Below are 22273 nucleotides of genomic sequence, written 5' to 3'. Positions count from 1 at the left end.
GACGATAAGGAGAGAAGAGAGTTCAGCGATGGTGCGGCTTGGAATTTGCGGTTTTGGCGGTTTGGCAGCCCTTTGCAAATGCTTCTTTAGTAATTCTCTTGGAAATATATTACAGTAATTAAGTTCGCCTTTTATCAAGCTGTCTGTGACCAGCCTCATGTCCGCTTCGCAGATGAAATCATTGACTGTCGATTGAGAGTAATTAATGGTTTACATATATATATGTCGAAATTAATCTTTTATGGTCTTCGGATAATTTCGCCAAAAGAAATATTGGTCTTGCTCTGCTGTAGAATAATCAGACTTATTACAAAACAGAAAGGAAGACAAGAGATTGAAAGCATATGTTTTTCCGGGTCAAGGCTCTCAATATAAGGGAATGGGCAGCAACCTATTTGATGAGTTTTCAAACCTGACAAAACTATCAGATAATATTTTGGGATATTCAATTAAGAATTTATGTTTACATGACGAAAACCAAAAACTAAAACAAACTGAATATACTCAGCCGGCCCTTTTTGTTGTGAATGCATTATGCTATTTAAACAAGGTCAATAAAACAGGAAAAATGCCTGATTTTGTGGCTGGACATAGCCTTGGCGAGTATAACGCTTTGTTTGCCGCAGGTGTATTTGATTTTGAAACTGGATTGCGGCTTGTCAAAAAAAGAGGAGAACTGATGGGCAATGCCGTTAACGGAGGTATGGCTGCGGTCATCGGTTTTTCTGTCCAAAAGATTAAGCACCTATTAAAAGAAAATAGCCTGCCGGTTGATATTGCTAATGACAATTCACCGACACAAATTGTGATTTCTGGTTTGGAATCGGATATCCTGCAGGCGCAGCCTATTTTTGAAAAAGCAGGCGCAGCTGCTTTTATCCCGTTAAAGGTAAGCGGAGCATTTCATTCCCGTTATATGGCGGATGCGAAAAGAGAGTTTTCCGACTTTCTAGAAGGCATACAACTAAAGACTCCAAAAATTCCTGTTATTTCAAATGTTGAAGGAATGCCTTATGTCCGAGATGACATCAAAAAGAATATTACCATGCAAATTACCCATCAAGTCAAATGGACAGACAGCATAAGGTACTTGTCAGCAATTGGGGTGCAGTCCATTGAGGAAGTGGGTCCAGGTAATGTGCTCACGAAGCTGACGCAAAAAATTCAAAAAGAAGCAGAGCCTCTTCAGCTGAATCATAGGAAAGAACAGTCTGAGCCCGTCACAAAGATTACACCGAAGGCTCTTGGCAGCAATGCATTTAAAGAAGAATACGGCTTACAATATGCATATGTGACAGGTTCTATGTATAAAGGGATTGCGTCGGAACAAATGGTGGTACAAGTCGGAAAAGCGGGGATGCTTGGGTTTTATGGAACGGGAGGCATGAAAATTGAATCAATTGAACGAGCCATTCAATGTATCCAACGCGAACTGACAAATGCTGAATCTTTCGGCATGAACTTACTGTGCAGTCCGGATAAGCCTTATATAGAGGAAGAAAGGATAAAATTGTATTTGCAGTATGGGATAAACATTATTGAAGCAGCCGCCTATATCAGCTTAACCGCTCCGCTCGTGATGTATAGGGCTCGGGGTGCCAAACGAAATCAGAATGGAAAGGTTGAAGCGAAAAACCGGATTTTTGCGAAGGTCTCTCGGCCTGAGGTGGCAGAAGTTTTCCTGCGACCTGCCCCGAATCATTTATTAGAGCAATTAACTAGAGAGGGGAAAATCTCTCAGGAACAGGCCGAATTAATGAGAGAAATTCCGATGGCTGATAATATAACTGTTGAGGCTGATTCAGGCGGACATACGGACAATGGTTCTGCGTACGCTCTCATGCCAGCTATGATTAAGTTGCGGGATAAGATTCATGCTGAATACCGCTATCCCAAAAAAGTACGAATCGGCTCAGCGGGGGGGGTTGGAACGCCAGAAGCGGCTGCTGCTGCATTTATGCTCGGCGCTGATTATATTGTGACAGGCTCCATTAACCAGTGTACTGTGGAAGCCGGGACAAGCGATGCCGTAAAGGATTTGCTTCAGCTCGCGAATGTACAAGATACCGATTATGCTCCAGCTGGAGATATGTTTGAAATCGGGGCCAAAGTCCAAGTACTCAAAAAAGGATTATTTTTTCCTGTCAGAGCTAATAAGCTTTATGACTTGTATCGGAATTATAAATCAATAGATGAAATAGATGAAAAAACGAGAAAAATGGTAGAAGATAAATATTTTCACCGGACATTTAAAGAAGTTTATGCAGACATAAAAAAATATAGGTCTCCGCATGAGATAGAAAGAGCGGAACGTCAGCCAAAATACAAAATGGCACTTATCTTTAAATGGTATTTCGGAAACGCAACGCGGCTTGCACTAATTGGGGATGAAGAGCAAAAAGTAAACTATCAGATTCACTGTGGTCCTGCTCTCGGCGCTTTTAACCAATGGGTCAAAGGATCAGAACTGGAAAATTGGAGAAACCGCCACGTCCATAAAATTGGAAAAAAATTAATAACGGAAACTGCCGATTTATTGAATCAGCGTTATCTCGCGATGGTCAATTAAAGATAGAATTTTAGTTTTTAAGTGCGGAAGGGACAGATGAAATTGGCTGGGTTATCCCGGGAAATTGAAGAAAACTTAAATAAAGGATCATGGATCCGCAAGCTGTTTGATGAAGGCGCAAGGCTGAAGAAAGAGTTCGGGGATGACCAGGTATTTGATTTTTCAATCGGAAATCCGGTTGTTGAACCGCCTGAAGCTTTTAAGAGAGCATTAATAGAGGAAGCTGCCAAAGGCAATCACGGATACATACAAAATCAAGGGCTTCCGGCAGCAAGAGAAAAAGTAGCGCAATTTTTGGGGGCCCGTTTTGAAGCCGAGTTCTCGGCGGAACGCGTCGTCATGACGGTAGGCGCAGGCGGTGCATTGAATGTCGCGTTAAAAAGTATCGTAAACCCGGGTGAAGAGGTTATTATTCTCGCACCTTATTTTGCCGAGTATAAATTGTATATTGAGAACTACGGGGGAAAAGCTGTAAGCTGCCCGTTGACGTCCCGGTTTGAGATTGATATTGAGGCGGTGAGACAATCGATTACCTCAAAGACGAAAGGGCTGATCCTCAATACACCTCATAACCCGACAGGCACTGTTCTCAGCCAGAAAAATATAGATGATTTAGGCGCTTTATTAAAAGAAATAGAAGAGAAGAGCGGACAGACGATTTATGTGCTTTTTGATGAACCGTACAGTCAATTAATCTATGATGAAGAGCTGGCAAATCCGTTTCAATCGTATCATCGTGTGATTTTGGCGAGCTCATTCAGTAAGGATCTCGGCATAGCCGGAGAGCGGCTCGGGTATATCGGATTAGACAGCAAGATGCCGGATGCCGCCCTTTTGATCAACGCTTTTGTGTTCTGTAATCGAACGCTTGGATTTGTGAATGCGCCTGTCATGGTGCAGCGGGCTGTGGCAAGAATGGATGATTTAAGAGTAGACGCAAGCGCTTATAAAGAGCGCAGGGATTTAATGGTCGGCATTTTAAAAGAAGCAGGTTTTGAATTTGAAATGCCGAAGGGCGGTTTTTTCATATTTCCGAAATCGCCAATTGAAGATGAAGTCGCATTTTGCGTGCATGCCGCCCAAAAATACAAATTATTAATCGTGCCGAGCAGCGGCTTTGGAATGAAAGGGCACTTCCGTTTATCCTTCAGTGTGCCGATAGAACAGATTAAAAACTCACGGGATATCTTTATTGCCTTATATAAAGATTTTGTGTAAAGAGTGAAGCAAGTGGAGCCTTAAAGGGAGCGCGCCTGTCATATCTTTGTTTCCTCGATATAACTGGCTGATGAGATTTGAAGAAGATATCCAACACATGAATAAGCTAGCTAGAAAGCTAACAGTGTGTGCTGTTAGCTTTTTATATTTGTTTGATTCTCCAAGCCTTTGCCAGCTTTTTTATACCGTGCTTTATCGTTTCTTCAGATAATGCACCAAATCCTAGCAGAACGGCAGCGGGTGATGCCGTTGACGGTTCCAGATGATAAATGGATGATGGGTACACGTTGATGCCCTCTTTTTTCGCGGCAAGAATCAGTTCATTTTCAGTCATACCATTCTTTACTTTCAACAAAATATGTAAGCCTGACCCCTGCCCGGAAATGTCTGCTTGATCCTGAAAGAAATAATTTACCGCATCAACTAAAATATCATGTTTCTTTTGGTATAAATGTCGCATTTTCCGCATGTGCCTTGCAAAATCATTTGATTCCATAAACAATTGGAGTGTCTTTTGCAATATAGGGGACACAATCTGATTATAGCTGTGTGTCTGCTGCTGAAAGCGGTGAAACAAAGAGCGGGGTAGGATGAGATAACTGATTCTGAAAGAAGGTGACAAAATCCTTGAGAAAGTACCGGTATAAATCACCCTATCATGCTTATCTAGACTTTGGAGCGCCGGGAGCGGACGTCCTTTAAAACGGAATTCGCTGTCATAGTCATTTTCGATTATGTAAGCGTTTTTTTCATAAGCCCACTGCAGCAACTCCATTCGCTTTTTAATCGAAAACGTCATACCAAAAGGAAATTGATGAGAGGGGGTTACATAAACGGCTTGAGCCTGACTATTGTATAAATCTTCCATACTAATGCCATCAGACTCCAGAGTTATTGAGCGGTAGCTGAAGGATGAGTATTGTTCGAATATTGCTTTTACTCCAATGTTCACAGCTTCTTCAGTACCTACTATTTTGACATCATCCTTCAGTAGATGAAACAAAAGCTGAAGTGAATGATAGGTTCCTGCACTGATTATAATTTGATCTGGTGAACAGCACACCCCCCGTACTTGATGCAAGTATGAAGCAACTTCCTTTCGTAAGCCATATTCACCCTGCAAGTCTGCGTTTTTTTGGAGCAGATGAAGATTTTCAGACGTTAAACATAAACTACTCCATTTTTTCCATTTTTTAAAAGGGAAATGATAGAGATCGACATGGTCATAATGAAAGTCGAAACTCGCAATTTGATTTTTGGGGTTCTCTTCTTTGGGTTCTCTGGAAGCTTCAGTTTGCAAATCCGATATGTTTTCCGGTGAAACAGCGTAAAAACCGCTTCTAGGCTTGCTTCTGATGTATCCCTCTTCTAGCAATAGTTCATAGGCATCAGCGATAGGCGTTCTGCTGATTTTTAAATATACTGATAGATTTCTGATTGATGGAAGCCTAGTATCCTGTTTGATTCTCCCCGATATGATTTCCTCGCGTATGTATTGGTACAGTTGTATGTACAAAGGGATATTCGATTTTTCATTCAGTAGCGGCATGAGTTCAATCACTGATAGTACTCCTTTATTAATAAACTGACATCCAAAAGTAAGCAAAAACTGACCATTTAACATTTTCTGAAATTTTGATACGGTAATCATAACATTTTTTCAAACTTATGTATATAATTGCTAGATTTTAATAGTTAAGGGTTGTAAGACATGTCTGTCACTTTGCCTCATATCAAACTGATGACCCCGTATGTATCTGCAAGCCAGCCCATAAAAGGTAGCGCCATCAAGCTGAATCTGAGTAAAAATTCATATCCACATCCAGTTTTAGTCAGGGAAGTACTGAGAAGAGAACATGCGATTATATCCGACATCGAATGCTCCGACAGTGCTCCTGCAGCCATCCTCAGAAGCAGAAAGACTGGCCCGTATGTTCTCCGGACTCGTCTTCATAGATGAAGTTTATAAGGATTTTGCAGTTTCAAATACATCAGAGATACCTTTGATTTAAGCTATGACAATGTGATAGTGGTGTGAACAGTTCCAATACTTTTTCACTTTGTGGTGCCCGTTCTGGCCGCTGTTTTGCTGATAAAGAACTTATCCAGAAATTGATGAGGGTAATGATAATATACGTAAACTGGCTCAGGCAAAAGCTGGCGCTGGCAGCACTGTGTGATCAGGAGGATCTTAAAGCTTAGATCGAGGGATCAGAAGCACACGCCGCCGCTTAACGGAAAAATAAAAAAACATTGGCTTTGTGTTATACCATCGCAGACGAATTTTGTTTTATGCATTCTCCCTCCCCGATGGTATAAAGGCGGAACAATTGAATTAAAATCTGCTTGAAAACGAATCCATGTCTGGTACCTCAGTGAAAATTTGTTAAAAAACAAGGCTGCGCATCTAGATTGGGACAGATTAAATCCAGATACTGTGCACAGTAATCGAGCAGCTGCTGTTTTGCCGATCAAAGAGATGGCGCCGACATTAAAATGAGATATTTCTATTTTACTTGGAGGATAATATCAAATGAACTGGTATGCAATCTTTGTTGAAAGCGGAAAAGAAGAAATTGTCCAAAAGTATTTGAGCATGTATTTTGATGCGGATATACTTTATTCAATGGTCCCGAGAAGGGTTGTGCCCGAACGAAGAAAAGGTAAAATTTACCATGTCATGAAAACATTATTTCCGGGCTACGTACTTATCAAAACAAGGATGAATGGCAACATGTTACATAAAATGCGTTCAATTCCTGACTTCTATCGATTCGTAAATAATGGCAGCTGTTACACTAAAGAAGCCGGGGAATATTATTGTCAGATAAGAGAAGAGGAAATGAGCGTTTTATTTAAATTGATAGAAAAAGGCGACATTATCAGCTATTCGAAGATTAAAATAGAGGAATCCAAAGTTTATGTGGTCTCAGGACCTCTTCACGGGCTGGAAGGCACCATTAAAAAAATTGATAAACGCAAAAAAAGAGCAAAAGTCCAGCTAAATTTGCTCGGTAAAGAACAAACGGTAGAACTCGGGATTGAACTGAGCGTTAATGATTCCGTCCGCTCCTAAAAGTCTAAAAATTAAAAATCATTTTTGGAATGAGTTGTGTTACAATAAAATATACAATTTATAATCAAACTTTGACTTGGAGGTGGTATGATGGGGCCCTCTGCTTAGGCAACAATACACCGCGTACCTCAATGTTAAGGAAAAATGATTATATCAGGAGGTGACTCCTTATCCTTTCATGAGGGGATAAGGTTAAATGGACGATATTGACAGTCTGATTTTAATTGGTGTGCTCATTGCTTTAACCGCGTTTTTCGTTGCAAGCGAGTTTGCGATTGTTAGAGTAAGGAGATCCAGAATTGATCAGCTTATAACAGAAGGAAACAAACGGGCGATACTCGCAAAGCGTGTCATAACAGATTTGGATGAATATTTATCCGCATCCCAGCTGGGCATTACATTGACATCGATCGGACTTGGCGTGCTGGGGGAGCCGGCATTTGAACGGCTTCTGCATCCATTGTTTGAACCGCTCGGCCTGCCGGAATCGGTTTCTCATGCGATCTCTTTTGCGGTCGCGTACGGCCTGATCACGTTTCTGCACGTTGTAGTAGGTGAACTGGCCCCGAAAACGGTCGCGATCCAAAAGGCAGAACAGCTGACCTTGCTGATAGCGGGTCCATTGCGTTTATTTTATTTGCTCCTGTTTCCGTTTATTTGGATCCTCAATGGATCTGCGCGGATTTTATGCGGCTTGTTCGGTTTAAAGCCTGCGTCAGAACATGATGGTTCCCATTCTGAGGAAGAACTCAGAATGCTGTTGTCTGAGAGTTTAAAAAACGGAGAGATTAATCCGTCTGAATATAAATATGTAAATAAGATTTTTGAATTTGATAATCGGATCGGCAAAGAAATTATGATACCGCGAAAGGAAATGGCGGCTGTGTCAACAGAGATGACGATGGCCGAGATGCTTGAAGTCATGCTGAAGGATAAATACACACGCTGGCCTGTGACAGACGGGGACAAAGACAGTGTCATCGGTTTGGTCAATACGAAGCATTTGTTTTCTGATTTGTTGTTTATGACAGAAGAGGAACGAATGAAGATGACGATCCATCCGTATGTGCGGCCGGTAATCGAAGTGATTGAAACCATCCCGGTTCATGACTTGCTGATTAAAATGCAGCGCGAACGCATTCATATGGCCATATTGTCTGATGAATACGGTGGAACATCGGGACTTGTGACGACAGAGGATATTCTTGAGGAAATTGTCGGCGAGATCAGAGATGAATTTGATGAGGATGAACAGCCGCTGATCCAACATCTTGGCGATCGCCATTATGTCATGGATGGAAAGGTTCGGATCGATCAGGTGAACAGCCTTCTTGGTGCAGCGATTCAAGAAGACGTCGATACGATCGGCGGGCTGATATTAAAAGAAAACATCGATATTGAGGCTGGTGAATCCATCCGCATCGGTTCATACACGATAAAGGTGCTGAAGATGGACGGCCGATTAATCAAGCAAATCGAGATAAAAGAAGCAGCAAGCACAACCGGGGTTACCGCGCACCACACGCTGCCGATGCCCGAGCCTGTGATGCTGAACAATGCGACCTTGAGCGAGAAATAAGCTCAAGGTTTTTTACGTTGCAATTGTCCAGCCGCACCAAAACGCCAAAAGCGACCCGCAAAGCGTTAGGGTGATGTACAGAATGCTTTCCATAACGCGTTTGGCCAGCAGAAGCTGAACACTTTCAACGCTGAAAGTGGAAAAGGTCGTAAAGGCGCCGAAAAATCCCGTGCCGATGATGAGGGAGGCCGAAGCATTTGTGACGTGGAGCCCTGTAAACAATCCAAGCCCGAGAGCCCCAAGTATATTGACTGTTAATATGCCAATGGGCAGGCTGGGACCTTTGGTTTTGGCGGTGATGACATTGCCAAGCCAAAAGCGCAGCATCGCGCCAAGGCCGCCCGCTATAAAGATACCCGCCAGTGTCATCTTTCCTGCAGCTCCTTTCTTTGCTGAATGCCTGCTATGCCGCGGCCCGCCAGTACGCCAACCAGCGCAAGAACGATTCCTGATATCAATGAGAGTGCCATATATAAAACAGCTAATGAGGGTTGTGCTTGCAAAAGCATCACCGTTTCTTTAGAAAACGTGGACATTGTTGTAAAGCCGCCGCAAAAGCCGGTACCTAAAAAAACCGGCAGCAGAGGCCGTTTTGCCTTGATCATAAAAAAACCGGTCAGAATACCTAATAGAAGGCTTCCAGCCGCGTTTTCCAGCAAGGTTGCAGCGGGGAACTGATCGGTTTGTATCCACATGTTTAATCCGTATCGGAGGCAGGCGCCAAGCGCTCCTCCGACAAACACCGCGCTATATCTTTTCATGTTTGCCATCCTTTTTGATGAAATCCGGGTAGTCTGTTACGATGCCGTCCACGCCCATGGCTTGTAATTTTGCGGCTGTCTTTTGATTATTGACAGTCCATGCAAACACTTTTAAGCCGTTTTTATGGCCTGAAGCGATCATCAGCCGGTTGAGTCGTGTGTATTTTATATTGACATAGTTTGCGAGAGATTGGCAGGCCTTCAGCTGATTTCTGGACAGCATCCCAAAATTGGGCCTCATAATGACCGCTGTCGGAAACGATGGATAAAGCTCATGAAACCTCTGGACGGAGCGGAACTGAAAGGATTGGACAATATTGTTGATAGAAAAAGAAAATTGCCCTAACAGCTGTCCCACTTCTTCTTCAATTCCGATTTGAGATGGATGGCCTTTTAATTCAATTAATAGGCCGATTTTTTTGTGGTAGCGCTTGAGCACCTTTTCCAAGGTAGGAATACGCTCTCCCTGAAAAGCAGGGCCGTACCAGCTTCCTGCATCGAGTTTCTGCAATTCCTCCAATGTAAAATCTTTAACAAAACCCGATCCGTTTGTTGTTCGGTCAACTCTGTCATCGTGTATCACAACAATCTGCCTGTCTTTTGTAAGCTGGACATCCAGTTCGATCATATCTGCATTCATTTCCGCCGCAAGGTCAAATGCGGCAAACGTATTTTCCGGAGCGTAACCTGATGCTCCGCGATGGGCAATGGTGTACAAGCTAAGTCAGCTCCTCATATGGGCATTTCTGTTATTGTATCAAATCCATATATGCACGGCGATACAAACTGGTGAATTTTTTCTGCCATATCGGAATGGTCCTGGCTGAGAACCGCGTATATCTAAATAAAGACACTCAGCGTATCAGAACATATTTCGTCAGGAAATTAGGCCTTTCGACATATTCACAAAACATTCTGTTACTTTATAATAGCAAAAAAGGAGGCGAGATCATGGGAAAAGGGAGAATCAGAGTGGAAGAAAGAATTAAAGCCGAAACGGATGCTGAAATGCAAAAAGCAACTCTCCTTGATCAGACACAAACGAAAAAAAGTAAGTGACTGTCCCTGTTGAATCTGGCTGAATAGATGAATTGAGAAATGGCCCCGGCGTTCCGCCGGGGTCTTGTGCTGAAAAAAGACATTTAGATGAGCATCTTTACGAATCTTTTAGTATAATAAACATTTGATTTAAATAGAAGGGAGACTGTCATGCTAGATTATCTGCAACAATACTTCACACTTGATAAAATGATACAAATCGGCATCAGCTTGGCGATTTTGCTGGTGTTTCTTATACTCAGAAAACTGTTTACAAGATATTTCTTTCAGTTGCTTTTTAATCTCACGAATCGGCGGAAAACAGAAATTTTCAAACAGGTGGTTGTGGCGTTTGAAAAGCCGGCCAGATGGTTTTTTGTGGCTTTAGGGCTGTTTTTAGCGATCCGGTATTCACCGTTTTTAGACGAACAAATGCCTGTCATCAGCAACATATACCGCTCGCTGATTGTGGCGCTTTTGTGCTGGGGGCTTTGTAACTTGACCGCAGCGTCGTCGTTTATCTTCCATAAGGTGAATCAGCGCTTTGAGCTGGAGATGGATGACATTCTGGCACCGTTTTTATCCAAATTGCTTCGTTTTGTCATCATTGCGCTCAGTGTCAGTGTGATCGCTCAGGAATTCAATTATGATGTCAATGGATTCGTGGCGGGCTTAGGTCTTGGCGGACTTGCTTTTGCGCTTGCAGCGAAGGATACCATCAGCAACTTCTTCGGCGGAATCATTATTATTACAGAAAAACCGTTTACCATCGGTGACTGGGTGGAGACGTCGACGGTAACGGGCTCAGTAGAGGATATTACCTTCCGAAGTACGAGGTTCAGAACCGCACAGGGGGCGCTTGTAACAGTGCCGAACTCTACGCTGTCGATGGAAGCGATCACGAACTGGACAAGAATGACCAAACGCCAGATCACGTTTTCCATCCATGTGTCCTACGCTACGCCGGTTGAGAACCTTGACCGCTCTATTCGTACTCTCAGAACAATGCTCTTAGAGCACGAGGGCGTTGATAATGAAACGATCATGGTCAACTTTGATACGTTTGCCGACAGCTATTACAATTTGTTTTTCAACTTCTATACAAAAACAGCGGTTTGGGCTGAAAACCTCGATATTAGAGAGGATATCAACTATAAAATCATTGAAATCCTTGCCGCAGAGGGTGTCGAGTTTGCATATCCCGGCCAAATGGTTTTTGTGAAGCAAAAGCACCAAAACGATCCGTTCCAAGTGAATGTAAGTAAAGAGGAAAAGGAACGGGCTTAAAAAGGGAAAGACTTCGTCTGACAGAGGCGGAGTCTTTTTCGTGGTAAAATAAGAGAAAAAAGGCGGTGTTAAGTTGGAAGCATTCAGAAACATTTTAAATGAAGCGCAGCGAATTGTCGTGCTGACCGGAGCGGGAATGAGCACCGAATCAGGAATTCCCGACTTTCGTTCGGCAGGAGGCATCTGGACGGAGGATGCCGCAAGAATGGAAGCGATGAGCGTTGATTATTTTTTAAGCCACCCGCGTCAGTTTTGGCCTAAATTCAAAGAATTGTTCCAGATGAAAATGAGCGGCAGCTTTGAACCGAATGAAGGGCACTTGCTTTTAGCTGAGCTGGAGAAGCAAGGGAAGCAGGTCGATATCTTTACGCAAAACATTGACGGCCTTCATAAAAAAGCCGGGAGCAGACATGTGTACGAATTGCACGGGTCTATCCAGACAGCAGCCTGCCCGGCATGCGGAGCGCCATATGATCTCCCTCATTTGCTGGAGCGGGAGGTGCCGGAGTGTACGGCGTCCGGAAAAGATGGTGCCATTTGCAAAACGGTATTAAAAACCGATGTGGTTCTCTTTGGCGATGCCGTCTTGCACTTTGAGACCCTTTATGAAAAGCTGGATCAAGCAGATCTTTTATTGGTCATCGGCACATCTCTCGAAGTCGCTCCGGCAAGATTTGTGCCTGAGGACGCAAGCCGGATTCCCGGCATGAAGAAAGTCATCATTAACCTAGAACCGACGTATTGCGACAGCTTGTTTGACATGGTCATCCATCAAAAAATTGGAGAGTTTGCCCGAAGTTTGGGAATAAAAAAGTGAGGCCGCACTCATGCGCCTCACTTTTTTATTCGTGAACAGGAACCATTGTGTCCTCTAATACCCCAAAGGAATAGCCTTTTTCTTTTAGTTTATTGATTAATACCGGCAGCGCGTTCACTGTAGCCGGAAGATCATGCATGAGAATCACATATGGCCGGCTTGAATGGCTGTGTTCCATATTCTCCAGCTGCTGTAAGACGGCCGTCACATATGCTGAATTCCGGTATTTCCAGTCCATGCTGTCGATGGTCCAATCCCAGTACACAAAACCGTTTTTCTCAAGATTGCGGATTTGTGAGGAGGTCAATGACGGCTTGCTGCCGTATGGCGTTCTGACAAGATCGGTTTTATATTCTGTAATGTCTTGCAGCGTGTCACGCGCCTCTCGCATTTCTTTTAACGGGGATGTCGGTGTTTGGTAGAATAGTTTATTATTATGGGTGACGCCGTGTAAACCGAGTGCATGGCCTTCCTTTTCTGATCTTTTCACAGCTTGTTTGAATTCATTCATCCGCGGTGACAGCATAAAAAATGTCGCTTTTACATCAGCGCGCTTCAATACGTCGAGCAAGCGGTTTGTATAGGCTGACGGGCCGTCATCGAAGGTTAGGTAAACCGTCTTATCTCCCATGTTCTGTTTCGTCTGCAGATGTTTTATCAGCAGATCGGGGGAGTCGTTTTTCAGCTTCAGGCTTTCCTTCTCATTGCGAAGCTCGCCGTTTGTTGTGACAGTGACTTCCTTTGCTTTCGTTGAGCTGTTGGAATAAACCAACATCACCATAATCAAAAGCAGCACACATAAAACTGCTAAACTTGCAAATTTAAAGGCAAGCGAAACTGCAGAAGGAGAAGCGTCTCCTCTCGTTTGTCGCATAACAATCTCTCCATTGGCATAAAATCTCTACATACCGCTATACAGCAGGCAGCTTATCAAGATGCATAAGTTTACAAATTATGTATTACGAGTCAAGTATACAGGAATAAAAATGGGAAGAACATAGAAAAAATGTCGAAATGTCAGATTTTAAGGAAAAAATAAACTCCTTCCCGCTATAGATCTCTTGTTCTTTCTGTTTTTCAGCTCATCCAATATGGTAGAATAAGTGACAATGACAGCTAGAAAAACTTCAGGGAAATCTCGAAAAGGGAGGGCTATTATGAAGGTTTTAGTCAACGGCCAGCTGATCAAACGCAGCGAAGCATCAATCGATTTGGAAGATCGCGGTTATCAGTTTGGCGACGGTATTTATGAGGTTATCAGGGTGTACAAAGGGGTATTGTTCGGCTTGCGCGAGCATGCGGAGCGTTTTTTCAGAAGTGCGGCTGAAATCGGAATCTCACTCCCGTTCAGTATAGAAGATCTCGAGTGGGATCTGGAAAAGCTTGTTCAGGAGAATGCGGTCAGTGAGGGAGCTGTATACATTCAGACGACAAGAGGTGCGGCGCCGCGAAAGCACCAGTACGAAGCTGGACTTGAGCCGCAGACGACTGCTTACACATTTTCTGTGAAAAAACCGCAGCAAGAACAGGCGTATGGAGTGGCAGCCATTACAGATGAGGATCTTCGCTGGCTGAGGTGTGACATTAAAAGTCTGAATTTACTGTATAATGTCATGGCGAAGCAAAAGGCCTATGAAGCTGGAGCTTTTGAGGCCATTTTAATTAGAGACGGTGTTGTTACGGAAGGTACATCCTCTAACGTTTACGCCGTTATCAACGGGACGGTGCGAACGCATCCGGCTAACCGGCTCATTCTTAATGGCATTACACGGATGAATATTTTAGGGCTGATTGAAAAGAACGGGCTCAAGTTTGATGAGACGCCTGTCAGTGAGGAAGAGCTGAGACAGGCAGAGGAAATCTTTATCTCGTCAACGACGGCAGAGATTATTCCGGTCGTGACGCTCGATGGGGACTCAATCGGAAACGGCGACCCCGGACCGGTGACAAAACAGCTTCAGGCTGCTTTTCAAGAAAGCATTCAGCAGGCAGCAAGCATTTCGTAATGACGCATAAAAAAGAGCCCGCTTTGCAAGCGGAGCTCTTTTTATTTTTTAATAAATCCAACCAGAATTGAGATCATCGGCGATATATAAAGGAAGAATGCAAACGGGATATAGTTTATGACGGGAACGCCAAGCGCGCTCGCCATAAAGGCTCCGCATACTCCCCAAGGGATCAACGGATTCATTAATGTCCCGCCGTCCTCTAAGGATCTGGAAAGAAATTTTCGCTGGATGTTTTGTTTGTCGTATAAGGTTTTAAATGATTGTCCCGGTATTAATATTGATAAATACTGTTCACCGGTTGCCAAATTGACGCCGATGCTTGAACAGACAGTCGCCGCAATCAGCTGGCCTTTCGAGCGGATGCTTTTCATGACACCCTCCAATAGCGCGGAAATTAACCCGATTTTCTCCATCAATCCGCCGAGTGCAAAAGCAATCATAATAAGCGAGACTGAGCCCATCATGGATTGCAGTCCGCCTCTGTTGATAATTTTAGCGGCAGCCTCATTGTCAGTTTCGAACGCCGTGCCATGTTGCAAAGCTGTCATAAATGCTTGCATGCTGCTGTCAGGTACAAAGATAGCAGTCAAAATTCCCGAGGAAATAATTCCTGCAGTTAGAACGGGAATCACGGGCACACGCTTAACCGCCAGCAAAACGACCAAGAGCGGTGAAAGAAGCGCCCATGGCGTCACATTTGCGGCATCCTTGATGCCGGTTATGACATGTTGAATATCATCGGTTGAAGCCGTGTCCGCTGATACTGATAAACCGAGAAAGTAAAACAGCACGATGGTGATGAGCAAAGCCGGAATAGTAGTGCCCATCATATGCCGAATGTGTTCAAAGATCGGTATTTCGCCTATGCCGGCGGCAAAATTGGTTGTGTCCGACATCGGCGACATTTTATCACCAAAGCATGCGCCGCATATGACCGCGCCTGCCGTCCATTCAAGCGGAACGCCGGCCGCGCTCGCCACGCCAATTAGTGCGACTCCAATCGTGCTTACAGTTGTCAGGCTTGAGCCGACAAGCGTGCTGATGATCATGCAGGAAAACAAAGCCGTCAAAAGAAGGTGGCTGGGTTCAATAAAGGACAGGACGTAAACTGTTACGGACGGTATTGCGCCGCTGTACATCCAAGCGCCGATTAAGATGCCGATCAGCGCCAGTACGATAATCGGCTGTACGCCGTTCTTGATCCCATCTGTAATCCCTTTTTCTAGGGTCTTCCAGGAGAAACCGAACCATAAACCGGCTGCTGAAAGCATGACAACACATAGAAACAGAGGGATATGCGGTTCTGTATGAAGCAAGAATAAGCAAGAAATAATGATGCCTAACATAAATATAAATAAACCGAGGGCTAACGGAAATGTCAGCTTTTTTTGAGAATCCAAAATAACACCCCATATGATCTTTAATGCTTTTGTGCTTTTGGGCACGAAAGCATTATAACAGAAAAAAACGAAAATCTATGTTTTTTCACAATTATGACTTTAAAAAAGCGAGCACTGGGCGTGCTCACTTTACAATCAGGACGGGTATATCCGATTTCGCTGAAAGTTTTTCACTTACACTTCCGAATAATAACTTTTTCAGCTTGTTTTGATCTCTGCTTCCGGTTACGATCATATCAGCAGAAATGCGGTTCGCATACTCGATAATGGATTCAGCAGGATCGCCTTCTACTATATCTATATCCCCATTGGCCTGCTGGTCATTGAGCATCATTCTGGCTTCGGCGATGACTTCTTCCGTACGGTCCTCGTAGATGATTGGCTCAGTTGGTGCGACATCTGATATCAGCGGATCAGGAACACTCGTCATGCCTCCGCCCATATAACTTGCTCCTGCTTCGGGCCTCGGCGGGTTGATGATGGTCTGAGTGTCTTTCATATCATGTGAATGGGCGACGGTAATGGCGGCATCTACGGTTTTAGCAAGATCAATGGCTGTCTGAAGCGCTCTCTTACTATTTTCACTTCCGTCAAACGCAACGATAATACGGTCAGCATGAAACATCATTTTCACCCCTTCAAAAAACGTCTTACAAGACAATACCCGGATTCAAGTACAATTAACCTTTTCCTTATGAAGAAATGATTGACAAAAAAAGGTTTTGTTTATATGATGAAAAAAAGATAAAAAGTGGAAGGAGGGTTTGCTATGCCAAGGAATTTGCGTGTTTACAAAACAGTTTCATATTGGCGCGGCAAACCCAAGTTCTGTTTGATTGACGGTTTTTTAAATCTAGCCGCGCGCTGAAAAGCGCTGTGCATATCATATTGGTCAAAAAAGGCATGGAGCTGACGCTTCATGCCTTTTTTATATACAAAATTTAAGGAAAGACAGGTGTATGGGATGTGAAGACAAATACAGAGACAAGACCAACTTGTACCAAACTGAACGAAAAAGGAAGCAAGGAAAAAATAGAAGGCGGCTGATGAGATAAAGGAGATGAGGATTGATGTTCTCAGTATTGAGAAAGCTTGGCTGGTTTTTTAAAGCATACTGGCTGCGCTATACGATTGCGATTGTGCTTTTATTAGGAGTCAATGTCATTGAAATGTTTCCGCCGAAGCTCTTGGGAAACGCCATAGATGATATGAAATCTGGGGTGTTTACTGCAGATGGGCTGCTGTTTTATATCGGTATCTTTATTGTGCTGACGGCGGTCGTGTATATCATGTCTTATTTTTGGATGCACCAGCTGTTTGGCGGAGCGAATGTGATGGAGAGAATTCTTCGTACGAAGCTGATGGGGCATTTGCTGGCCATGTCGCCGCCGTTTTATGAAAAGAACCGGACAGGCGATTTGATGGCGCGGGGGACGAATGACCTTCAGGCTGTCAGTTTAACGACGGGGTTTGGCATCCTGACATTAGTCGATTCTACGATGTTTATGATGACGATCTTTTTGACGATGGGATTTTTGATCAGCTGGAAGCTGACCTTTGCCGCCATTCTCCCGCTTCCTATTATGGCGATTGCCATCAGTCTATACGGAAGTAAAATTCATGAGCGGTTTACGGAGGCCCAAAATGCGTTCGGGGCGCTGAATGACAAGGTGCTTGAATCCGTTTCAGGCGTGCGGGTGATTCGCGCGTATGTACAGGAAACAAACGATGTCCGCCGGTTTCATGAAATGACCGCTGATGTTTATCAGAAAAATATGAAAGTGGCATTTATAGATTCACTGTTTGAGCCGACGGTGAAGCTGCTTGTTGGCGCCAGCTATCTGATCGGGCTCGGCTACGGAGCGTTTCTTGTGTTTCGGAATGAACTGACGCTTGGCGAGCTAGTTTCCTTTAACGTTTATCTCGGCATGATGATTTGGCCGATGTTTGCAATCGGTGAACTCATTAATGTGATGCAACGCGGAAATGCGTCATTAGACAGGGTAAATGAAACCCTTTCTTATGAGCCGGACGTGACAGATCCCAAGCGGCCCGCTGAACTGAAAAAGCCTGGAGATATCGTTTTCAGCCATGTCAGCTTTACATATCCAAGCTCAACAAGCAGCAATATTCAAGATGTTTCGTTTGCGGTGCAAAAAGGGCAGACTGTCGGGATTGCCGGGAAAACCGGGAGCGGAAAAACGACGATTATTAAGCAGCTTTTGCGCCAGTATCCCTCAGGCAAAGGGAGCATCATATTTTCAGGTGTACCGATCCAACAAATCCCCCTTGACCGGCTCCGCGGGTGGATCGGATATGTGCCGCAGGATCATTTGCTGTTCTCGCGGACGGTAAAAGAAAATATTCTATACGGAAAACAGGATGCGAGTGATGAAGAGGTTCGGCAAGCCATTGCCGAAGCACATTTTGAAAAGGATGTACACATGCTTCCATTCGGCTTGGAGACAATGGTCGGTGAAAAAGGCGTTGCGCTGTCCGGTGGGCAGAAACAAAGAATTTCGATTGCGAGAGCACTTATGGCGAATCCGGAGATTTTGATCCTGGATGATTCGCTTTCTGCTGTTGATGCCAAAACCGAAGCAGCGATTATCAGCAATATCAGAAAAAACCGCAAAGGGAAAACGACATTTATTTTGACGCACCGTTTATCCGCGGTGGAGCATGCTGACCTGATTCTTGTGATGGACGGCGGCGTGATTGCTGAGAGAGGCACCCATCAAGAGCTGATGGCCAATAATGGGTGGTACCGGGAACAATATGAAAGACAGCAGCTGTTCACTGCGGAAGAAGGGGGAGCAGGGGCATGAAAACAGGAAAAACGTTATGGAGATACGCACTCCTTTATCGAAAATTGCTGCTCATAGCCGTCGTTTTGCTAGCTGTCGCCGTCGGAGCAGAACTGACCGGGCCGTTTATCGGCAAAAAAATGATTGACGATCATATCCTCGGTATTGAGAAAACTTGGTACGAAGCTGCGGAAAAAGATAAAAACGCCGTTCAGTTCCACGGCACCTCTTATGTGAGAGAGGACCGGATGCAGGAACCTGTTTCTCGAGAAAAAGAAGCGCATATTTATCAAGTGGGAATGGCGTTTTATTTTGTTGATCAGGCTGTCAGCTTTGACGGGAACAGAACGGTTTCTGACGGAAAGCTGACAATCACAAACGGAGACAAGAGCCGGACATATGCTGCCGAAAAGCTGACAAAAGAGGAAATTTTCCAGTTCTATCAGCCGGAAATAAAGGGAATGATGTTTCTGATCTGTCTGTATGGAGGCTTGCTCGTCTTTTCTGTATTTTTTCAATACGGACAGCATTATTTGCTGCAGATGAGCGCCAATCGGATTATCCAGAAGATGAGGCAGGACGTGTTTTCGCACATACAGAAAATGCCGATACGCTATTTTGATAACCTTCCCGCAGGCAAAGTGGTTGCGCGGATTACCAATGATACAGAAGCCGTCAGGGATTTATATGTCACAGTGCTGTCAACATTTGTGACAAGCGGAATCTATATGGTCGGCATATTCGCAGCTTTGTTTCTGCTTGATGTTAAGCTCGCGTTAGTGTGTCTGGCAATTGTGCCGATCATCTGTCTGTGGTCAATTATCTATCGGAAATACGCGTCTTATTACAATCGAAAAATCCGCTCGATCAACAGTGACATTAACGCAAAGATGAATGAGTCCATTCAAGGCATGACAATTATTCAGGCTTTCCGTCACCAGAAGGAAACGATGAGAGAATTTGAGAAATTAAATGAAGCTCATTTTTATTTTCAAAACAGGATGCTGAATTTAAACTCTTTAATGTCCCATAACCTTGTCAATGTGATCCGAAACCTTGCGTTTGTCAGTCTGATCTGGCACTTTGGCGGTGCGAGCCTGAATGCGGCCGGAATTGTTTCTGTCGGAGTGCTGTACGCGTTTGTTGATTATTTAAACCGGTTATTTCAGCCGATCACAGGCATCGTCAATCAGTTTTCAAAGCTGGAGCTGGCACGGGTTTCCGCCGAGCGTGTTTTCGAACTGCTTGAAGAAAAGAATACGGAAGAAGCGGGTGAACCGGCGAAGGAGCGCGCGCTGGGGCGGGTTGAATTTCGTAATGTGTCATTTGCATATCATGACGGTGAAGAGGTGTTAAAACATATTTCTTTTACCGCGCAAAAAGGCGAAACCGTAGCGCTCGTTGGCCATACCGGATCAGGAAAAAGCTCGATTTTGAATCTTCTGTTTCGTTTTTATGATGCGCAAAAAGGGGATGTTCTGATTGATGGAAAAAGCATTTACAACATGTCAAGACAGGAACTCAGATCCCATATGGGCATTGTGCTTCAGGACCCTTACCTATTCTCGGGCACGATCGGTTCTAACGTAAGCCTTGATGATGAAAAAATGACCGATGAAAAGATCAAAAAAGCACTGCGGCAAGTCGGGGCTGAGAGCCTTTTGGAAAAGCTGCCCCAAGGCATCAATGAACCCGTGATTGAAAAAGGGAGCACGCTATCTTCTGGAGAGCGGCAATTAATATCTTTCGCAAGAGCTCTGGCCTTTGATCCCGCCATTTTGATCTTAGATGAAGCAACGGCGCATATTGATACAGAGACAGAGGCCGTGATCCAGAAGGCGCTCGATGTCGTGAAACAAGGACGCACCACCTTCGTCATCGCCCATCGGCTTTCAACAATCAGAAACGCGGATCAGATTTTGGTCCTTGATAAAGGAGAAATTGTTGAGAGAGGGAACCATGAGGAATTAATGGCCGTCAAAGGACAATATTATCAAATGTATAAGCTGCAAAAAGGCAAGAAACATTCCATAGCATAATGCTTACAACCCCAAAACAATCGTGTTTTGGGGTTGTTATGTAATTAATAAGCCAGTCCGGCACGATATCCGGCATACTCGCCTGTAATGAGCTCATGATATAAAAAATCAGCTGTATCGCCGACCGTAATGCTTGTACCGCCCTCCGGCAAAACGTTACGCTCCACACGGTAATCGCCGGTTGCTGCTCGGTCCGGGAGGTAAGTGGGGCAGATGATTGTCCAGTCTAAAGAGGATTCTTTTAGCATTTCGTATACTTTTGCATGCTCCTTGGCTGCTCGGGTTAGCTTTCGTTTCGATTCACTTGTTTCAAACCGGTACTTTCCCGGTTCATATCGGGAATTAAGAATGCCTGCGGTGCCGATCGTAATCACCCGTTTGATATGCTGTTCTTTCATAATGGCGATTATATTTGCCATCGCTACAGACAAGGTATCATCACCATCTGTGCCGAGACAGCTGATCACGATCTCAGCATCCTTCATCACTTTTTTTACATCTTCCCGGCGGCGCGCATTCCCTATGACGATCCGGTCTTTTGAAAGGGGGAGCTCAGCATGATGAGATCTGACCAGAGCGTATATATCAAATTGTTCATCTGCGGCAGCTTGTTTTAAAAAAGCTTGTCCGACGCGGCCGCTGGCTCCAAATAAAGCGATTTTCATCAAAAAACCTCCTTGCCCCTCATTATAAAAGGATGCTCTCAGTTTGAACAGCGCGGGAAAGAATACCTGTACAAATAGGCAGAACGATGGGAAACATATTCATGAAGCATGGATATACTGACGAACTGAACCAGCTCCCAATTCACAATGGCAATGAAGGCCACCTTTATTTCCTCCCTTTTTTTCTAGGATATGTGAAGTGGGAAAAAAGGGTGACAAATAGAAAGAGAGCGCGAAAACCGCGCCCTCTATAGCCATATATTGAGTTGTTATTGAACGTTGCCGCCCATTTGCTGCTGAGCGAAAGAGACTAAACGTTTAGTGATTTCTCCACCGACAGAACCGTTAGCGCGGGAAGTTGTATCCGCTCCAAGGTTAACGCCGAATTCAGAAGCGATTTCAAGTTTCATTTGATCGATAGCCTGAGCTGCGCCAGGAACTACTAATTGGTTTGAAGAATTTTGGTTAGCCATGTGTAAAATCTCCTTTTTGTTTAGTATGGTTGGGTTAACTGGAGTTGCACCAGTCTGTGGACCCGTCTCGGGTGTCACTGCCGCCTCGGCGTAACCCAATGCTTTGCCGGCTTGTTACTAGTATTATGTTAAAGTGGACGGATACGCATACGGAAAATTGAGTGGTAAATGTTGAGAAAGCATAAAAAAGCTTAGCCGTTCAGGCTAAGCTAGTCATAAATATGAAAAAGCATCAGTTCATGTATTTCGTTCGTAAGAGCAGGCTTGTCAGCGCGGGCGGGAAACATATCTCCCCATTCAATTTCTCCGCTTTTATGATAGATGCCCTCATAATGGGTTCCTTTATAATAAAACGAAATTCTCCATCCCGGAAGCTTTTCTTTTTGGAACAAAGGTTTCCAGCTGAAATGCGAAATCATGACGGCCACGCTCCTTAACATTGATATCAATTGACCTGATGACGAACGAATTATTTTCATTGTATCACTGTTTTAGAACATCATTAAGGTCTTTGTGATGCAGTTTGTCCCAGCGA

Annotated in this window: 21 protein-coding genes and 1 pseudogene; 11 read left to right on the top strand and 11 right to left on the bottom strand. The window is 44.2% G+C overall.

Going from position 1 to position 22273, the window contains the following annotated elements:
* Positions 1 to 334 precede the first annotated feature (334 nt).
* Together fabD and V6D44_RS04720 are read left to right on the top strand one after the other, a co-directional pair.
* On the top strand, positions 335 to 2569 hold the full coding sequence (gene fabD, locus V6D44_RS04725; RefSeq protein ID WP_087991207.1) for an ACP S-malonyltransferase: 2235 nt from the start codon (positions 335 to 337) through the stop codon (positions 2567 to 2569).
* 36 nt (positions 2570 to 2605) lie between these two features.
* Positions 2606 to 3787 (top strand): pyridoxal phosphate-dependent aminotransferase, encoded by a 1182-nt coding sequence (locus V6D44_RS04720; protein WP_087991208.1) that lies wholly within the window; start codon positions 2606 to 2608, stop codon positions 3785 to 3787.
* Between the two features lie 142 nt (positions 3788 to 3929).
* On the opposite strand, the gene pdxR is transcribed toward V6D44_RS04720, so the two are convergent.
* A complete protein-coding gene (pdxR, locus tag V6D44_RS04715) occupies positions 3930 to 5348 on the bottom strand; it encodes a MocR-like pyridoxine biosynthesis transcription factor PdxR (RefSeq protein WP_087991209.1) in 1419 nt (472 codons plus the stop codon).
* Positions 5349 to 6320: 972 nt separating this feature from the next.
* Between pdxR and loaP the strand changes: the two genes are divergently transcribed.
* On the top strand, positions 6321 to 6863 hold the full coding sequence (gene loaP, locus V6D44_RS04710) for an antiterminator LoaP (protein WP_087991210.1): 543 nt from the start codon (positions 6321 to 6323) through the stop codon (positions 6861 to 6863).
* A 196-nt stretch (positions 6864 to 7059) separates the two neighbouring features.
* A complete protein-coding gene (locus V6D44_RS04705; RefSeq protein WP_202328508.1) occupies positions 7060 to 8442 on the top strand; it encodes a hemolysin family protein in 1383 nt (460 codons plus the stop codon).
* Positions 8443 to 8454: 12 nt separating this feature from the next.
* On the opposite strand, the gene crcB is transcribed toward V6D44_RS04705, so the two are convergent.
* From crcB to V6D44_RS04690, 3 genes are read right to left on the bottom strand one after another with little or no spacing between them, the layout of a single operon-like run.
* Positions 8455 to 8811, bottom strand: a complete 357-nt coding sequence (gene crcB / locus V6D44_RS04700; protein ID WP_087991212.1) for a fluoride efflux transporter CrcB — start codon at positions 8809 to 8811, stop codon at positions 8455 to 8457.
* Positions 8808 to 9203 (bottom strand): fluoride efflux transporter FluC, encoded by a 396-nt coding sequence (locus V6D44_RS04695; RefSeq protein ID WP_087991213.1) that lies wholly within the window; start codon positions 9201 to 9203, stop codon positions 8808 to 8810. The genes crcB and V6D44_RS04695 overlap by 4 nt, the downstream gene beginning before the upstream one ends.
* Positions 9190 to 9921: a glycerophosphodiester phosphodiesterase gene (locus V6D44_RS04690; RefSeq protein WP_087991214.1), complete on the bottom strand. Its 732-nt coding sequence runs from the start codon at positions 9919 to 9921 to the stop codon at positions 9190 to 9192. The genes V6D44_RS04695 and V6D44_RS04690 overlap by 14 nt, the downstream gene beginning before the upstream one ends.
* A 233-nt stretch (positions 9922 to 10154) precedes the next feature.
* Here V6D44_RS04690 and V6D44_RS04685 point away from each other — a divergent pair, with 233 nt between their 5' ends.
* The 3 genes from V6D44_RS04685 (at position 10155) to V6D44_RS04675 (ending at position 12345) form a co-directional block, all read left to right on the top strand.
* On the top strand, positions 10155 to 10262 hold the full coding sequence (locus V6D44_RS04685; protein WP_003224203.1) for a YhdX family protein: 108 nt from the start codon (positions 10155 to 10157) through the stop codon (positions 10260 to 10262).
* Between the two features lie 150 nt (positions 10263 to 10412).
* Positions 10413 to 11528, top strand: coding sequence for a mechanosensitive ion channel family protein (locus V6D44_RS04680; RefSeq protein ID WP_202328507.1), 1116 nt, complete (start codon positions 10413 to 10415; stop codon positions 11526 to 11528).
* A 73-nt stretch (positions 11529 to 11601) separates the two neighbouring features.
* Positions 11602 to 12345, top strand: a complete 744-nt coding sequence (locus V6D44_RS04675; protein ID WP_087991215.1) for an NAD-dependent protein deacylase — start codon at positions 11602 to 11604, stop codon at positions 12343 to 12345.
* A gap of 25 nt (positions 12346 to 12370) precedes the next feature.
* On the opposite strand, the gene V6D44_RS04670 is transcribed toward V6D44_RS04675, so the two are convergent.
* Positions 12371 to 13219, bottom strand: a complete 849-nt coding sequence (locus V6D44_RS04670) for a polysaccharide deacetylase family protein (protein WP_087991216.1) — start codon at positions 13217 to 13219, stop codon at positions 12371 to 12373.
* 283 nt (positions 13220 to 13502) lie between these two features.
* Between V6D44_RS04670 and dat the strand changes: the two genes are divergently transcribed.
* Positions 13503 to 14351 carry a D-amino-acid transaminase gene (gene dat, locus V6D44_RS04665; protein ID WP_253268974.1) on the top strand — a complete coding sequence of 283 codons (849 nt, stop codon included), beginning with the start codon at positions 13503 to 13505 and terminating at the stop codon, positions 14349 to 14351.
* 41 nt (positions 14352 to 14392) lie between these two features.
* Here dat and nhaC read toward each other — a convergent pair whose 3' ends face one another.
* Together nhaC and V6D44_RS04655 are read right to left on the bottom strand one after the other, a co-directional pair.
* Positions 14393 to 15754 carry a Na+/H+ antiporter NhaC gene (gene nhaC, locus V6D44_RS04660; RefSeq protein WP_087991217.1) on the bottom strand — a complete coding sequence of 454 codons (1362 nt, stop codon included), beginning with the start codon at positions 15752 to 15754 and terminating at the stop codon, positions 14393 to 14395.
* A gap of 124 nt (positions 15755 to 15878) precedes the next feature.
* Positions 15879 to 16379, bottom strand: coding sequence for a universal stress protein (locus V6D44_RS04655; RefSeq protein WP_087991218.1), 501 nt, complete (start codon positions 16377 to 16379; stop codon positions 15879 to 15881).
* A 160-nt stretch (positions 16380 to 16539) separates the two neighbouring features.
* Here V6D44_RS04655 and V6D44_RS04650 point away from each other — a divergent pair.
* The 3 genes and pseudogenes from V6D44_RS04650 to V6D44_RS04640 all read left to right on the top strand — a co-directional run bounded on the left by V6D44_RS04650 (position 16540) and on the right by V6D44_RS04640 (position 20600).
* Positions 16540 to 16699: pseudogene (locus tag V6D44_RS04650) on the top strand (hypothetical protein).
* A 125-nt stretch (positions 16700 to 16824) separates the two neighbouring features.
* A complete protein-coding gene (gene bmrC / locus V6D44_RS04645; RefSeq protein WP_333516291.1) occupies positions 16825 to 18582 on the top strand; it encodes a multidrug ABC transporter ATP-binding protein BmrC in 1758 nt (585 codons plus the stop codon).
* Complete coding sequence (locus tag V6D44_RS04640) at positions 18579 to 20600, top strand: ABC transporter ATP-binding protein (RefSeq protein ID WP_253268976.1); 2022 nt, start codon at positions 18579 to 18581, stop codon at positions 20598 to 20600. The genes bmrC and V6D44_RS04640 overlap by 4 nt, the downstream gene beginning before the upstream one ends.
* Before the next feature lie 44 nt (positions 20601 to 20644).
* Here V6D44_RS04640 and V6D44_RS04635 read toward each other — a convergent pair whose 3' ends face one another.
* From V6D44_RS04635 to V6D44_RS04620, 4 genes are all read right to left on the bottom strand, one after another.
* Positions 20645 to 21265 carry an NAD(P)-dependent oxidoreductase gene (locus V6D44_RS04635; protein WP_087991219.1) on the bottom strand — a complete coding sequence of 207 codons (621 nt, stop codon included), beginning with the start codon at positions 21263 to 21265 and terminating at the stop codon, positions 20645 to 20647.
* Between the two features lie 38 nt (positions 21266 to 21303).
* Entirely contained in the window at positions 21304 to 21429 is a 126-nt protein-coding gene (locus V6D44_RS04630; protein ID WP_087991220.1) for a hypothetical protein, read from the bottom strand.
* Positions 21430 to 21534: 105 nt separating this feature from the next.
* Positions 21535 to 21738: a beta type acid-soluble spore protein SspB gene (gene sspB, locus V6D44_RS04625; protein WP_087991221.1), complete on the bottom strand. Its 204-nt coding sequence runs from the start codon at positions 21736 to 21738 to the stop codon at positions 21535 to 21537.
* Positions 21739 to 21947: 209 nt separating this feature from the next.
* Positions 21948 to 22166: a YheE family protein gene (locus V6D44_RS04620; RefSeq protein ID WP_087991222.1), complete on the bottom strand. Its 219-nt coding sequence runs from the start codon at positions 22164 to 22166 to the stop codon at positions 21948 to 21950.
* Positions 22167 to 22273 lie beyond the last annotated feature (107 nt).

This window comes from Bacillus sp. 0209A, assembly GCF_036765095.1.
GTDB lineage: Bacteria > Bacillota > Bacilli > Bacillales > Bacillaceae > Bacillus > Bacillus subtilis_G.
This window is presented reverse-complemented; position numbering and strand designations above follow the sequence as displayed.